The 14,877-nt window shown below is 61.3% G+C and carries 14 protein-coding genes and 1 pseudogene; 9 read left to right on the top strand and 6 right to left on the bottom strand.

Translation table 11 applies throughout. The features are described 5' to 3' along the window. Positions 1-59: 59 nt before the first annotated feature. Both QMK52_RS03735 and rimI read left to right on the top strand, forming a co-directional pair. Positions 60-806 carry an energy transducer TonB gene (locus QMK52_RS03735; RefSeq protein WP_194440644.1) on the top strand — a complete coding sequence of 249 codons (747 nt, stop codon included), beginning with the start codon at positions 60-62 and terminating at the stop codon, positions 804-806. Next, a complete protein-coding gene (rimI, locus tag QMK52_RS03730; protein WP_005784514.1) occupies positions 799-1,251 on the top strand; it encodes a ribosomal protein S18-alanine N-acetyltransferase in 453 nt (150 codons plus the stop codon). The genes QMK52_RS03735 and rimI overlap by 8 nt, the downstream gene beginning before the upstream one ends. Positions 1,252-1,370: 119 nt before the next feature. On the opposite strand, the gene QMK52_RS03725 is transcribed toward rimI, so the two are convergent. Further along, a complete protein-coding gene (locus QMK52_RS03725; RefSeq protein ID WP_194440005.1) occupies positions 1,371-1,775 on the bottom strand; it encodes a serine kinase/phosphatase in 405 nt (134 codons plus the stop codon). A gap of 139 nt (positions 1,776-1,914) precedes the next feature. Between QMK52_RS03725 and can the strand changes: the two genes are divergently transcribed. Beyond that, positions 1,915-2,559 carry a carbonate dehydratase gene (can, locus tag QMK52_RS03720; protein ID WP_005784518.1) on the top strand — a complete coding sequence of 215 codons (645 nt, stop codon included), beginning with the start codon at positions 1,915-1,917 and terminating at the stop codon, positions 2,557-2,559. On the opposite strand, the gene QMK52_RS03715 is transcribed toward can, so the two are convergent. The 3 genes from QMK52_RS03715 to acpA form a co-directional block, all read right to left on the bottom strand. Then, entirely contained in the window at positions 2,556-3,071 is a 516-nt protein-coding gene (locus QMK52_RS03715) for a hypothetical protein (RefSeq protein ID WP_005784520.1), read from the bottom strand. The genes can and QMK52_RS03715 overlap by 4 nt on opposite strands. 137 nt (positions 3,072-3,208) lie before the next feature. Next, a complete protein-coding gene (locus QMK52_RS03710) occupies positions 3,209-4,378 on the bottom strand; it encodes a hypothetical protein (protein ID WP_320403825.1) in 1,170 nt (389 codons plus the stop codon). Positions 4,379-4,497: 119 nt separating this feature from the next. Next, on the bottom strand, positions 4,498-6,198 hold the full coding sequence (gene acpA / locus QMK52_RS03705) for an acid phosphatase (protein ID WP_320403824.1): 1,701 nt from the start codon (positions 6,196-6,198) through the stop codon (positions 4,498-4,500). Between the two features lie 157 nt (positions 6,199-6,355). Here acpA and QMK52_RS03700 point away from each other — a divergent pair, with 157 nt between their 5' ends. After that, positions 6,356-6,646 carry a nucleotidyltransferase family protein gene (locus tag QMK52_RS03700; RefSeq protein WP_005784525.1) on the top strand — a complete coding sequence of 97 codons (291 nt, stop codon included), beginning with the start codon at positions 6,356-6,358 and terminating at the stop codon, positions 6,644-6,646. Beyond that, positions 6,643-6,983, top strand: a pseudogene (locus QMK52_RS03695) (DUF86 domain-containing protein). The gene QMK52_RS03700 and the pseudogene QMK52_RS03695 overlap by 4 nt, the downstream one beginning before the upstream one ends. Positions 6,984-7,021: 38 nt before the next feature. Here the strand turns inward: QMK52_RS03695 and QMK52_RS03690 are convergent. Continuing rightward, positions 7,022-8,440: a short-chain fatty acid transporter gene (locus QMK52_RS03690; RefSeq protein ID WP_194440008.1), complete on the bottom strand. Its 1,419-nt coding sequence runs from the start codon at positions 8,438-8,440 to the stop codon at positions 7,022-7,024. Positions 8,441-8,626: 186 nt separating this feature from the next. On the opposite strand from QMK52_RS03690, the gene QMK52_RS03685 reads away from it, so the two are divergent. Then, positions 8,627-9,916: an MFS transporter gene (locus QMK52_RS03685; RefSeq protein ID WP_005784531.1), complete on the top strand. Its 1,290-nt coding sequence runs from the start codon at positions 8,627-8,629 to the stop codon at positions 9,914-9,916. 3 nt (positions 9,917-9,919) lie between these two features. Here the strand turns inward: QMK52_RS03685 and QMK52_RS03680 are convergent, their stop codons facing one another. Continuing rightward, complete coding sequence (locus QMK52_RS03680) at positions 9,920-11,290, bottom strand: gluconate:H+ symporter (protein WP_320403823.1); 1,371 nt, start codon at positions 11,288-11,290, stop codon at positions 9,920-9,922. Between the two features lie 217 nt (positions 11,291-11,507). Between QMK52_RS03680 and QMK52_RS03675 the strand changes: the two genes are divergently transcribed. The 3 genes from QMK52_RS03675 (at position 11,508) to QMK52_RS03665 (ending at position 14,875) form a co-directional block, all read left to right on the top strand. Next, positions 11,508-12,413, top strand: coding sequence for a cation diffusion facilitator family transporter (locus QMK52_RS03675; protein ID WP_320403822.1), 906 nt, complete (start codon positions 11,508-11,510; stop codon positions 12,411-12,413). Between the two features lie 109 nt (positions 12,414-12,522). Next, positions 12,523-13,749, top strand: coding sequence for a TolC family protein (locus QMK52_RS03670; protein WP_320403821.1), 1,227 nt, complete (start codon positions 12,523-12,525; stop codon positions 13,747-13,749). Between the two features lie 19 nt (positions 13,750-13,768). Continuing rightward, on the top strand, positions 13,769-14,875 hold the full coding sequence (locus QMK52_RS03665; protein WP_005784540.1) for an efflux RND transporter periplasmic adaptor subunit: 1,107 nt from the start codon (positions 13,769-13,771) through the stop codon (positions 14,873-14,875). The last annotated feature ends 2 nt before the right edge of the window (positions 14,876-14,877 follow it).

Below are 14,877 nucleotides of genomic sequence, written 5' to 3'. Positions count from 1 at the left end.
TATCCACAAGTGGCCGAGCTGTGCTTATCGAGTCCCGACGTCGCGCTTACTTGACCGCCATGCAGGTGGTCAACTGGCTGCCCCGCACCGAACTGCCGTTTGCCGCGCCATCTCGGGCCGAGTTGTTGCAGGCGCTTGAGCCCTATGAGGCGTTCGAGTCGTCAGGGGAAGAGGCGGCCGCGCCTGTGGCGGTGGTCAAGCCCCCAGTCGAAACACGCCCGGCGGTCGAACGGGCAAAGATCGAAGTGCCACGCCCTGCGCCGGTGACCAAGGCTGCCAAGGTGGTGGAGGAGGCTGCGCCGGTGGTCAAGGCACCGGTAGTGCCGCCGCCCCGCTTTGCCCTGCAATTGCTGCGGGCCGGGCGTTGCCTGTTGCTGGTGGAGCTGCCCACCGGCGAGCGCTTCCAGTCGCGCGACCCGGCCTACCTGCTGCTCAAGGACATGCTGCGCGCCGCCGGCCTGCCCGACAGCCCGCAAATCATCGGTGAGCCGGTGCGCTGGCCGCTGCTGGTACGCGGCACCATGGATCAGGGCCCGGAAGCTGCGCGGGATTTTGTCCAGGGCTTTGTCTCGGCGCGTCTGGAAGACGAACCCTGCGTGTGCCTGTGGCTGATCGGCTTGCCTGCCGTGCGGTTTGCCGGTGAAGCCAATGCCGAGGCCTGGTACCGCGAACTGCAGGTCGACAGCCTGGGTTCGGTATGGGCCCTGCCGGGTCTGGAATTATTAATGGAAGAGCCACAGCGTAAGGCTGATGTCTGGCAAGCCATGCGCCGGCTGATGGCGCGCTGGAAAACAACTGATGAGTGAGGCTTTATCCTTCCGCCCGATGACCGAGGCCGACCTCGACGCGGTGCTGAAAATCGAATACGCAGCGTTCAGCCATCCCTGGACGCGAGGGATCTTTCTCGACGGGCTGGGCAAGTACCAGATCTGGCTGATGTTCGAAGGCGAGCAGCAAGTGGGCCATGGGGTGGTGCAGATCATTCTCGATGAAGCGCATTTGCTGAACATTACCGTCAAGCCGGAAAACCAGGGGCGCGGATTGGGTCTGGCGCTGCTGGAGCACCTGATGTCTCGTGCCTACGCGGCCAGCGCGCGGGAATGCTTCCTGGAAGTGCGGGACAGCAATACCGGGGCGTTTCGGTTATATGAGCGCTATGGCTTCAATGAGATTGGCCGTCGCCGGGATTATTACCCGGCTGTGGGTGGCCGCGAAGATGCAGTCGTGATGGCCTGCACCCTGGTCGACTGAACACACAGACCAATGTGGGAGGGGGCTTGCTCCCGATAGCGATGGGGCAGTGACTTATTAAGTGCCTGACACACCGCCATCGGGAGCAAGCCCCCTCCCACATGTTGAACCGCGTTTTTTCAGCGGTTACCGTCTACAGGGTCAATATCGGCCAGCTCGGCCTCATCCAGGCCATTGCCGCCGCCAATTTCGTCCTCGTCGACGATACTCAGGTCAAAATCCGCCGGGTTATCTTCACCTGCTTCCCTGGCATCCCGCGCGCCATCCTCGTGAATCAGCGTTTCCGGGCTCATATCATCATCGGTTGATTCATGATCAGCGGTCGAGGCCCCGGTCATCCCGGCCTCTCGCACCCGTTCGTCGGGCATCAGCTGCTCGCGCTCGCCACGCGGGATTTCATCGCCGATTTCCGCTGTCTGGTCCTCTTCGTCAAAATCCAGCTCGCGCATCGAACCCATGCGGTCTTCGTTGTCGTCGATCGGTTCCGGCTGGGTTGCGCCGTAGGGACGTCGTGATTCAGTCATGGCCAATCCTCATACTGTGGGGCTTATAGTGTGTGGACAGGCGCTGCGTCCTAAAGATTCAAGCTAATTAACACTCGGCGTGACCCGGACGAGGGGTTGTCAGTCACAAAACTGCGCATCATTCCTGAGGCTTTCCCTGATGAACGAACTACAAGACCTGCTTGATAACAACGAACGCTGGGCGGATGCGATCAAACAGGAAGATCCCGAATTCTTCGCCAAGCTCGCCCGCCAGCAAACCCCGGAATACCTTTGGATCGGTTGCTCCGACGCGCGGGTGCCGGCCAATGAGATCGTCGGCATGTTGCCCGGTGATCTGTTCGTGCACCGCAACGTGGCTAACGTGGTGCTGCACACCGACCTTAATTGCCTGTCGGTGATTCAGTATGCGGTGGACGTGCTCAAGGTCAAACACATCCTCGTCACGGGGCACTATGGTTGCGGCGGCGTGCGTGCGTCGATGCAGGACCGCCAGTTCGGCCTGATCGACGGCTGGCTGCGCACTATTCGTGATCTCTACTACGAGAACCGCGAACTGCTGGCTCAACTGCCAACTGAAGAAGAACGCGTTGACCGCATGTGTGAACTCAATGTGATCCAGCAGGTGGCCAATGTCGGTCACACCAGCATTGTGCAAAATGCCTGGCATCGTGGGCAGAGCCTGTCGATCCATGGCTGCATCTACGGCATCAAGGACGGTCGCTGGAAGAGCTTGAACACCACCATCAGTGGCTTCGAGCAACTGCCGCCGCAATACCGCCTGCGTCCGTTGGGCGAAGCCTAGGGCCGTTTGTTTTCACGCCACCAGGCCAGGCCCTGGGCGTTCAACGGCTCTTTGCTGCCGGTGATCCAGCCCCGGCAGTTCAGCTCGCCGCAATGGCAAGCGAACTGCCGGTAAAGCGCGTCTTCAGTAATGGCGTAATCCAGGGTCAGCAGGCTGCCTGCGGTAATGGTGTTCAGGGTCCATAGTTCCATGTACGTGGTGTCCAGGAGCACGTTCGGCTTGCAGGAGTGCCGTATCAGGCCGCAGAACCACCTATCGTACAAGTGAATACGCGGCGACAGTTGCAGCGTATGCGCCCGGCGCTCGCTGACTGCGTAGCCTGAAACCAGAGCGATGCGTACTCGACTGTCAAAGTCGATGCGAGCCTTGATGCCACCCCGCTTGCCATTAGGGTATCGCACGACCTTGAATTGTGCGGTCGAGGGGTAACCCTGTTCCACCTGCAGCGTCTCAAAGGGGTAGAGGCAGTCATTCACTGCCGTTTTAGCCTTATCCATGGCTTGAGTCTTCATCACTCTCCTGAATTGGGCTGCATGGATCTGGGGTGTTCTGACTGCCAGTCTTGCAGCAAGTGGGCGCAAGCCAAGACTCGCCGAAGTTGAAGCCGGTTTCTACTGTCAGATCTGACAGTAGAAACCGCGGGTTCGCGTTAAAGCGCGGGAGAGGTAACGGTGGGGGGCGGTGCGGCGTTTTTCAGCTGCTTCAATTGCGCCTTGATAATTGGTGTGGCGCACTTGGTATTGGCCTGCTCCGGGGTCAGGTTGCGCACCGAGGTAAAGAACAGCTCACAGGTCTGCTCCTTGCGTGTGACCTGCCAGGTATTCAAGCAGGCTTTGAGCAACACATTCGCATCGCTGGCGGGTTTCTGGCCCATGCCCGCTTGCCAGCAGGCCGCGCTTAAATCCTGCCCCATTACTTTCAATCCGGCCTCGTCGGCCTTTTGTTCATCGCCGTCATAGCTTGCCGGATCCGCCGCGTACCAGATGTAGCTGGGGTGGTTGGCGCCCAGCACTGACACGCTCGTGCCTGGTGTCGGGCTGATCTGGGTCAGCTCCAGCACGCCGACGTTCTGACCGTATTGTTGCTTGAGCCAACTGCGCACCGGCGCGCCGAACGCCACCATCGGCAGCGAGCCGTTGGCGTGCAGGCTCAGTTCCTTGACCATGCGGGTCTGATAGTCGGTGAAGTAGCTGTAGACGTTCTCAAGAGCCTTGCCTGCATTGGACGGTGCGGCGATGGGCGCGATATCGATGATGGTCTGGTAAGCCGGTGTCTCGCTGGCCGGGATGCCGTTGTCGGTAAGCAAGGCCGCCCAGCGGTCAGTGGTGGCCGACTCCAGGTAGTCCTGGGCCTGGGTGAGCGAGTAGTCCGGAGGAAAGTGCAGCAGTTCGATGCTCTTGCGGTTCTCCAGGGCCATGCCCAGCGGTAGGAACAGGTACCAGTTATAAGCCCACTTGCCATCGCTGTTGAGCCGGCTGGCACCCTGATAAGCGAGGTCGGCGGTATTGAGCAAGGTGGTCAAGGATTGGCCGTAGGTGTCCGGTACGCCGCTGAAATTCGCCCAGACCTGGCCATCGTGGGTTTTCACACTGACCCTGGCGCGGCTGTAGCCGTCACGCTGCAGGCTCTGGTTCAAGTAGTGCTCAGCGGTCTGCTCCAGTGTCCATGGCCGAAAGCAGATAACGTTGCAGTTATTGGGAAATGCGAATAACTGGGTGACGCGCTGCGTACTGCCCAGAGGCACCTCGATGTCGGCCTGTACGACCGCACTCACCAGCAGTGCGGCGAGGGTGAAGGACAGCCTGGTCGTTTTAAACATAGTTGGTTCCTTGTCAGCGACGCCCGTCTGCGCGGGATAAAAGCCCACCTGCACACAGTAGCGGCTGACCGGGAAAATCGCGTGTTAAATCGCCAGGCATGTCGTTATTGGATAAGCCTCTACGGGTGAAATTGCAAAGCGTTGGTCAGGTCGCCCATGGGCTTCTGGCCGCGAGCGATCATCGCGTCGTCACGCTGCTTGAGGCCGTCCAGAGTCTCCAATTGGAACACCCGGGTGATCAAACGCAGGATCGATGCAGTGTCGTACACCGTGTGGTCAACCGTGCCTTTGCGCGCAAACGGCGACACCACCAGGGCCGGCACCCGCGTGCCCGGGCCCCAGCGGTCACCTTTGGGCGGCGCGACATGGTCCCACCAGCCGCCGTTTTCATCGACGGTGACCACCACCACCATGTTTTTCCACTGCGGGCTCTCTTGCAGCACTTTCAGGGCGCGGGCGATATGGCGGTCGCCCGAGGCCACATCGGCATAACCGGCGTGCATGTTCAGGTTGCCTTGGGGTTTGTAGAAACTCACGGCCGGCAGCTTGCCGGCCTGGGCATCGGCGAAGAACTTGTTCGTGCTTGATTCATCCCCCAAGCCGCCGTCGCGCAGGCGTTTATCACGTTCCGCACGGTTTTGCGGACCCTGCTGCTTGAAGTAGTTGAACGGCTGATGGTGGTACTGGAAGTTTGGAATCTTGGGGATACCGCCTGAGTCCTTGAACTGCTCCAGAGTGGCCTGCCACGCGCCGGCATACCAGGCCCAGTCGACGTGCTTTTTCGACAGCTTGTCGCCAATGTGCTCGTGGGTTTGCGGCACCAGCACATTGGGCAGGTCAGGCTTTGAGTAATCCGGGTTTTGCGGATCGCGAATCCAGGTGGGCCAATACGGCGGGGCCAGGGTGTTTACGGCGTAACCGTCCGGGGTCAGTGCGCTGGGGCCGAACTGCGGCGGGCCGGTCATGGCGCTGGCCGGGGACGCGTCCAGCGGCTTGAGGCGCGTGTCGGTGGGGTCATCGCTTTGCAGCGTGGCGATCTGCGCCTTGGCCACCGACTGCGCGGCATTGGGATAAACCGGCGCCGTGGCGCTGATCAGGTAGTGGTGGTTAAGGAACGAGCCGCCAAATGCGCCCTGGAAAAAGTTATCGCAGAGCACAAACTCCCTGGCCACGTCCCACAGGCGCAGGGAATAACGACTTTGGGCGTAATGGCCCATCACCAGGCCCCCGGCATCGCCCCAGGCGACAAAACCGTCGTTCTTGCCGCCGTTGATCTGCATCTGGTTTTGATAGAACACGTGCCACAGGTCGCGGGTCACCAAGCTCAATGGCAGGTCTTCGGCGTTCGGGCCCTTGAGGGCAAACGGTGCGTTGGGCAGGTTTTCCTGGAATTGCACACCGCTGGGGTAGGTCACTCCGTCCACCGTTTGCGGGCCGACTTGCAACACACCGCCCCATGTGGGCGGCAGGCTGGCCAGCACACTACCGTCGCGGTCGCGCTGCCGGGTGTCAGTGGCAGATAACGCTGACAGTGGTTTTTCAAGCCCGGGGAAATCGGCAAACAGGTTGTTGAAGCTGCGGTTCTCGGCGTAGATCACCACCACGGTTTTAACCTGGTCGCTCAAGGCCTTGTCCAGCTCCTGGGGTGTGAGCGGCCGGGCTACCGGTGTGCTCGGTGCTTCGCTGGTATGGCCGCAGGCACTCAAGGTCGCGCCTACCCCCAACACCGCCGCACCGCCGAGGAAGCGCCGACGGCTGGTGTCGACCGGCGTGTTGGGGGCAGAGTTGGGGGCAGGGCGGTCGTTGTGCTCGTCACTCATTGCGGGGGGAGTCCTTGGCGAGATGTTGCAAGATATTTCGCAGGACGGTAGCAATGGAATGTGACGGAACGAAGACACACATGTGATGAGCGGAGCGTGTCTACACACAGTAAGCGCTTCTAGACTGAGCTTCTAATGCACACCACCGAGGTGAGTCGTGAAACCTTCAACTGCACTTGATCTACAACGAGCAGCTGTCAGAGAAGTGATAGGACATTTCCAAATATCAAACCCGAGAGTATTTGGGTCTGTATTAACGGGTACCGACCAAGAAGGCAGTGATCTTGATTTGTTGGTTGATGCGCCACCGGGGACAACTCTTTTTGATCTTGGCGGGTTGCAGGTCGAGCTTGAGGACTTGTTAGGCGTCAATGTCGACCTGTTGACGCCTGGCGACTTGCCTTTGAAATTTCGCGCCAAGGTGTTGGCTGAGGCCCGTCCTGTATGACAGAAAATCGCTTAGGGGATTATCTGGAGCACATAAGGCAAGCTGCCACTGACGCTATCACTTTTTAGAGGGCTTGAGCAAAGAAGCGTTTTTGGCGGACCGGCGAACACAACAAGCTGTGGTCATGAGCCTGATCATCATTGGTGAAGCGTCGACGAAAATCATGGATCAGCATCCGGACTTCGCGGCACGCCATTCACATATTCCTTGGCGCAATATGCGAGCGATGCGCAACCGAATCGCTCATGGTTACTTCGATATCAACTTGGATGTTGTTTGGGACACGATACAGAGTGCATTACCTGATCTATTGGCACGCCTTCCTGTAAATCCTTGACCGCAGCTGTTCTACCAACAGTTGCGGTCACCCGTTATTCAGGGCATCACAGGCGGCAAATATTTCAACGTCGTCCCCAGCGCCCACAGCAAAAACAACACCAGCGGCGTATGCACCAGCAACTGCACAAACGAAAACCCGATCAAGTCCCGCGCCTTCAGCCCCAACACCCCCAGCAGCGGCAGCATATAGAACGGGTTGATCAAGTTCGGTAGTGCCTCGGCGGCGTTGTAGATCTGCACCGCCCAGCCCAGGTGGTATTGCAGGTCATTGGCCACTTGCATCACATAGGGCGCCTCGATAATCCACTTGCCGCCACCCGATGGGATGAAGAAACCCAGCACCGCCGAATACACGCCCATCAGCAGCGCGTAGGTGTCGTGGGAGGCGATGGAGGTGAAGAACGTCGAGATATGGTGCGCCAGGGTCTGGCCGTCACCGCCCTTGACCACCGTCATCAGCGCGGCAATCGAGCCGTACAGCGGGAACTGGATCAGCACGCCGGTGGTGGTCGGCACCGCACGGGCCACGGCATCGAGGAAGCTGCGCGGGCGCCAGTGCAGCAGGGCGCCGACCATGATGAACAGGAAGTTATAGGTGTTGAGCCCGGAGATGGCGCTGATCGCCGGCTTGGTCGAGAACTCATGGAACAGCCAGCCGGCTGCCAGCAATGCCAGCAGGATTGTCAGCAACGGGCTGTGTTCCAGCCATTCCCCTGGACGCGTCGGGGGTTGCGGCTTGGGCAGGTTAAAGGCCGGGTCGACGCCGCAGGCCTTGGCATCCCGTGCACTGTTGGGGCCGGGCGCGGTCGCGTAGGCAATGATCAGCGACACCACGATCAGCGCCAGAAGCAGCACACCGGATTGCCACAGGAAGATCGTTTCGGTGAACGGGATCATCCCGGTGATCGACAGGATCGACGGCGGCAAGCTGGCCGGGTTGGCCTGCAACTGGGCGGCTGACGACGACAGCCCCAACGCCCACACGGCACCGAGGCCCAGGTATGCCGCAGCGCCGGCGGCGCGGTAGTCCATGCGCAAATCGGCACGACGGGCCAACGCCCGCACCAGCAAACCGCCGAACACCAGGGACAAGCCCCAGTTGAGCAACGATGCCACCATGGAAATCAACGCCACCCAGGCTACCGCCGAACGACCGTTCTTGGGGATGCGCGCCAAGCGGTCGATCAACTTCACTGCGGGCGGGGAGCTGGCGACTACATAACCGCCGATCACCACAAACGCCATCTGCATGGTGAACGGGATCAGGCTCCAGAACCCGTCGCCAAATGCCTTGGCCGCTTCGGCGGGCGCTGCGCCCATGCCCAAGGTCGCCACGGCGACGATAATCACCGCGAGAGCGGCAAACACCCAGGAGTCGGGAAACCAGCGCTCGGCAAAATTGGAACAACGCAGGGCAAATCGAGCGTAGCGGCTTTCTTCGATAGCATCGGCCATGAAGCTTTCCTCTTGTATTTATTATGGGGTTTGGCAGTTTTACGGCATGTTCCTCTACCCCCATTGATTTGGGAATGTAGTTATCTTCAACGATCAATGAGTAAAACAAATATATCCGTCGTGATTGCCTTCAATGGGTTCAGCTCATAACCTGCACGCCATTTTGTTTGTCTGCCGAGCCTGCACATGACTGCCACCTTTTCCCCACGGGCGCAGCGTTTTTCCCGCTCCGACTACAAAACCCTGGGCCTGGCCGCCTTGGGTGGAGCCCTGGAAATCTACGACTTCATTATCTTCGTGTTCTTTGCGCTGACCCTCAGCCAACTGTTCTTCCCGCCCGAGATGCCCGAGTGGCTGCGCCTGTTGCAAAGCTTCGGCATCTTCGTCACCGGCTACCTCGCCCGTCCGCTGGGCGGCATCCTGATGGCGCACTTTGCCGACCACCTGGGGCGCAAGCGCGTATTCAGCTTGAGCATCCTGATGATGGCCTTGCCCTGCCTGCTGATCGGCATCATGCCGACCTACGCGCAAATCGGTTATTTCGCGCCGCTGATCCTGCTGGCACTGCGCGTGCTGCAAGGTGCTGCGGTGGGCGGCGAAGTGCCTAGCGCCTGGACCTTCGTTGCCGAGCACGCACCGCGCCACCATCGCGGCTACGCCTTGGGCTTTTTGCAAGCGGGCCTGACCTTCGGTTACCTGCTGGGCGCATTGACCGCGACCTTGCTTGCGCAAGTCTTCACCCCCACCGAAATCCTCGACTACGCCTGGCGTTTCCCGTTCCTGCTCGGCGGCGTATTCGGCGTGATTGGCGTATGGCTGCGTCGCTGGCTCAGCGAAACCCCGGTGTTCCTCCAAATGCAGGCGCGTCGCCAGGCCGCCGCCGAAATGCCATTACGCACCGTGCTGCGCGAGCATCGCGCCGTGCTGTTGCCGGCCATGATCCTGACCTGCGTACTCACCTCAGCCGTGGTGGTGCTGGTGGTCATCACCCCGACCATGATGCAGAAAACCTTCGGCATGAGCCCCAGCCACACCTTCGCCCTGAGCGCGTTGGGCATCGTCTTCCTGAATATCGGCTGCGTCCTCGCCGGCCTGCTGGTGGACCGCATCGGCGCGTGGCGCGCGGTGCTGGTCTATAGCCTGTTGCTGCCGGTAGGGATTTTTATCCTGTACGCCAGCCTGATCAGCGGCGGCGTGTGGCTGGGCGCGGCGTACGCCGTGGCAGGCTTGAGCTGCGGCGTGGTGGGCGCGGTGCCGTCGGTGATGGTCGGGCTGTTTCCGGCGCAGGTGCGGGTATCGGGCATTTCCTTCACCTACAACATTGCCTATGCGCTGTGGGCGAGTACTACGCCGCTGCTGTTGATCGCGCTGATGCCGACCAGCCCGTGGGTCTGCGTGGGGTATTGCGTGGTTATGGGGGCGGTGGGGGTGGGAAGTGTGGCGTTATTTGGCAAACGCCACACCTTGGCCGCCTGAGGGTCAGGTCAGGAAGTGCCAGAGCAACAAGGTACCCACCAACCCAACCACCGAAACAATCGTCTGCAACACGGACCACACCCATATCGTCTGCTTCAACTGCAAGCCAAAGTACTCACGCACCATCCAGAACCCGGCGTCGTTGACGTGACAAAAAAACACCGAGCCGGCGCCAATCGCGAGGGCGACCAATGAGCTTTGCGTTGCCGCCAACCCGGCCATCATCGGCGCGAGGATGCCCGCCGTCGTAGTGGTAGCGACGGTGGCCGAGCCGGTGGCTTGGCGCAGGGCCACGGCGATCAGCCAGGCCAGCAACAGGTAGGGCATATGCGCGCCTTCGGCGATCTTGCTGATGGTCTGGCTGACGCCTGCGTCCAGCAGGGTTTGCTTGAGGCCGCCACCGGCGCCGATGGTCAGCAGCAACACGGCGATGGGCGCCAGGGCTTTGCGCAAGGTGTTGCCGACGTCGGCGCGTGGCATGCCTGCGGCCCAGCCGAGGCAAATCACTGCGGCGATGACGGCCAGGCCGAGGGCGATCAGCGGTTCACCGAGAAATTTCAAGGTCAGGCCGAGGGGGCTTTCCGGCGCCAGCGCGACTTTGGCCAGCGTGCTGCCGAGCATCAGGATCACCGGCAACAGAATGATCAGCAATGACACCCCAAAGCTCGGCTGGCGCGGGGCCTTGGGCGGTGCGCTGAACAGTGCGCCGATCTCGGCGGGTTCATCCACATGCAGGCGCTTGGATAGCCAGTTGCCGTAGAGCGGCCCGGCCAGGATCACCGCCGGTACCGCCAGGCAAAAGCCCAGCAACATGGTCAGGCCCAGGTCGGCGTGCAACGCGCCCACGGCAATCAGCGGCCCCGGGTGCGGCGGCATCAGGGCGTGCAGGGTGGTCATGCCCGCCAATGCCGGGATGGCGATTTTCAGCAGCGGCTGGTTCGAACGCTTAGCCATCACAAAGATGATCGGCACCATCATCACCAGGCCCACTTCAAAGAACAGCGGCAGGCCGATCACCATGGCGACCAGCGCCATCACCCACGGCAATGACTTGCCTTTGCCCAGCCCAAGCAAGGTAGTGGCGATACGGTCGGCTGCGCCGGATTCGGCCATCAGCGCGCCGAGCATTGCGCCCAGGGCAATGATAATCCCGGCCTCACCCAGAATCGCCCCGGCGCCCTTGCTGAACGCTTTGGCCACTTCCTCTGGTGGCAGACCGGCACCCACACCGGCGATAAAGGTACCGATCAGAATCGACAGGAACGGCGGCAATTTGGTCGCGCTGATCAGCACGATGATGCTCGCGATGGCCAGCAGGACGCAGAGCATAAGGCGGGTGTCGTGAACCATCCACGCGGCAGTCGATAACTCCAAAACAGAACTCCTTATCGAGCAGGTTGGCTAATATGTTTCTTTTTGTTTCGGCTTGAAAAGCATACCTGATAGAACTGCCCCAGCGTGTCCATGAACGATTTTGGTGCGCTCAACGCTAACGACGTTCTGGCGCTCAGATGACAATTTTGCAAACCATGCCCGTGGATCTGGCCTATAGCTCTATGATCCGCTTCCTCCCAACCCACAAGGACATCCCATGAGCGCAGGACACAGCCACGCCCAAGTACGCGCCGGCCACGAACGCAAGTTATGGATCGCCCTGGGGCTGACCGGCAGCTTCATGCTGGCCGAAGTCATCGGCGCCTTTGTCACCGGCAGCCTCGCGCTGTTGTCCGATGCGGCGCACATGATGACCGACGCCCTGGCCCTGGCGATTTCCCTGGTGGCGATCCAGGTCGCCAAGCGCCCGGCAGATCGCAAGCGCACCTTCGGGTATGCGCGGTTCGAGATTCTGGCGGCTGCGTTCAATGCATTGCTGCTGTTCGCCGTGGCGTTCTACATCTTGTACGAGGCTTACCAGCGGCTGCAGGCGCCCGCCGAGATCCAGTCCACCGGCATGTTGGTGATTGCGCTGCTGGGGCTGGTCGTCAACCTGATCTCCATGCGCCTGCTCAGCGCGGCCAGCGGCGAGAGCCTTAACGTCAAGGGTGCCTATCTGGAAGTCTGGAGCGACATGCTCGGCTCCGTCGGCGTGATCATTGCCGCGCTGGTGATCATGTTCACCGGCTGGGGTTGGGTCGATTCCGTGGTCGCGGCCGCCATCGGCTTTTGGGTATTGCCGCGCACCTGGACCCTGCTCAAGGCGAGCATGAACATCCTGCTTCAGGGTGTGCCGGAAGGCGTCGATATCGAGCAGGTGGAGCAGGGCATCCGCAGCGTGCCTGGGGTCAAGGACGTGCACGACCTGCACATCTGGGCCCTCACCAGTGGCAAGAATGTGCTGAGTACGCATTTGGTCGCGGATGCGTCCCAGGGTACTGAGCAACAGATCCTCAGCCGAGTGGCGGAGTTACTGCACGAGCAATTCGATATTTCCCATGCCACGATCCAGGTCGAGGGCGAGGGTTTTCAGCATGACGATCACGACGACGTGCATGCCTGAGCCTGGCTAACGGATTTGTAATCTTTCACCCACGGCCCTGATAAGTACCGACAGCTACATTGCCTCCGCTGGGACACCTCAGCGACTTCATGGGCGTGGAACTCTCGTTATGGCAATTTCCGTTAGAACACTGTTGGGGGCGGCGGCATTGGCAATGTGGATATCCGCAAACGCCGCCCAGGCACAACCCCTCACCCTCGATGCAGCGCTGCAAACCGCCTTCGCCAACAACCCGGACCTGGCGGCCGCACAATGGGAAATCGACATCGCCCAGGGCGGCCGCCAGCAGGCCGGCTTGATCCCCAACCCGGTGGCCTCCTGGGACGCCGAAGACACCCGCCGCAACAGCCGCACTACCAGCATCAAGCTCAGCCAGACCCTGGAACTGGGCGGCAAGAGCGGTGCGCGCATCGAGGTGGCCACTCGCGCCCAGGATGCCGCCGCGCTGACCCTGGAGCAGCGCCGCAACCTGTTGCGCGCCGAGGTCATCGACAGCTATTACGGCGCTCTGCGCGCTCAGGAGCGCCTCGACCTGGCGCAACGCTCAATGACGCTTGCCGAACGCGGCCTGGTGGTCGCCAACGGGCGCGTCACCGCCGGCAAGTCATCACCGGTGGAAGCCACCCGCGCCCAGGTGCAGGTATCGGAAATCCGCCTGGAACTGAACCGCGCCCAGATTGGCCTCACTGACGCCTACCGCCGCCTGGCCACCAGTACCGGCAGCGCGGCCACCGACTTCCAGGCCGTCGCCACGCCAAGCACCTCCGCGCCGGCGTTACCCGCCGCCGCGCCATTGCTGGCCCGTCTTGAGCAAACCGCCGAACTGCGCCTGGCCGAACTCAATATTGTGCAGAACGAAGCCAGCGTGGGCCTGGAAAAAGCCCAGCGCATTCCGGACCTGGATGTGTCCATCGGCAGCCAGTATGACGCCAGCGTGCGCGAGCGGGTCAACCTGGTGGGCGTGTCGATGCCGATCCCGCTGTTCAACCGCAACCAGGGCAACATCCTCGCGGCCACTCGACGCGCCGACCAGGCCCGCGACCTGCGCAACGCCGCCGAGCTGCGCCTGCGCACCGAAACCCGCCAGGCCCTGGACCTGTGGCAAACGGCGAACACCGAAGTGCGTGCGTTCAACCAACAGATCCTGCCTGCCGCACAGAGCGCGGTCGACAGCGCCACCCGTGGCTTCGAGATGGGCAAGTTCAACTTTCTCGATGTGCTCGACGCCCAGCGTACCTTGATCGCGGCCCGCACCCAGTACCTCGCGGCGACGGCCCAGGCCACCGATGCCTGGGTGCGTATCGAACGAATTTACGGCGACCTCGCCCGGTTTTGATTTTTCCTGGAGTCCCCTGATGAACAAAAAACATGGCATGGCGCTCGCCGTCGCCTTGGGCCTGCTGCTATCGGGCTTGGCCCACGCCGAGGAAGAAGAAGGCAAACTTGAACTCACCGAGCAGCAGATCCAGGCCGCCGGTATTCAACTGGCCCAGGCTCAGCCGCGCTCGATTAGCACGGTGCTGACGCTGCCCGGCGAGGTGCGTTTTGATGAAGACCGTACCTCCCACATCGTGCCCCGTGCTGCGGGTGTGGTGGAAGCGGTGAACGTCAATCTGGGCCAGTCGGTAAAAAAAGGCGAGCTGTTGGCGGTGATCGCCAGCCAGCAGATTTCCGACCAGCGCAGTGAGTTGGCGGCCAGCCAGCGCCGGGTCGAACTGGCGCGTACCACCTTTGAGCGCGAGCGCCAGTTGTGGCAGGACAAAATTTCCGCCGAGCAGGATTACCTGCTGGCGCGGCAAACCCTGCAAGAGGCCGAAATCGCCCTGAACAATGCGCGGCAGAAGATGACCGCCCTCAGCGGCAGCGCAGTTCTGGCCGGTGGCAATCGCTATGAACTGCGGGCGCCGTTCGCCGGGGTGGTGGTGGAAAAACACTTGGGCGTGGGCGAGGTGGTCAGTGAAACCAGCAACGCGTTCACGCTCTCGGACCTGTCTCAAGTGTGGGTCACCTTCGGTGTCTTTCCCAAGGACTTGAACAAGGTCCGTGTAGGCAAACCCGTAAAAGTCAGCTCGACGGAAATGGGCACCGAAGTGCTGGGCACCGTGGCGTATGTCGGCAACTTGCTCGGCGAGCAAACGCGCACCGCCACCGTGCGTGTGACGGTGCCCAACCCCGACGACGCCTGGCGTCCTGGTTTATTCGTGGCCGTGCAGGTCGCCACCGATACCTACCAGGCCAAGGTCACCGTGCCGCAAGCTGCGATCCAGACCGTCGAGGACAAACCCTCGGTGTTCGTACGCACCGCAGACGGCTTTATCACCCGTCATCTTGAACTGGGCGTCAGTGAAAACGGCTACGTCGAAGTGCGTCAGGGCCTGGAGGCCGGTGCGCAAGTGGCGACGGCTGGCAGCTTCATCCTCAAGTCCGAACTGGGCAAAGGCTCGGCCGAACACGCCCATTGATC

Origin of the sequence: Pseudomonas sp. P9_2 (assembly GCF_034008255.1) — a bacterium.
GTDB lineage: Bacteria > Pseudomonadota > Gammaproteobacteria > Pseudomonadales > Pseudomonadaceae > Aquipseudomonas > Aquipseudomonas synxantha_A.
The sequence above is the reverse complement of the archived record's forward strand: the minus strand, read 5'-3'. Positions and strand labels throughout refer to the sequence as shown.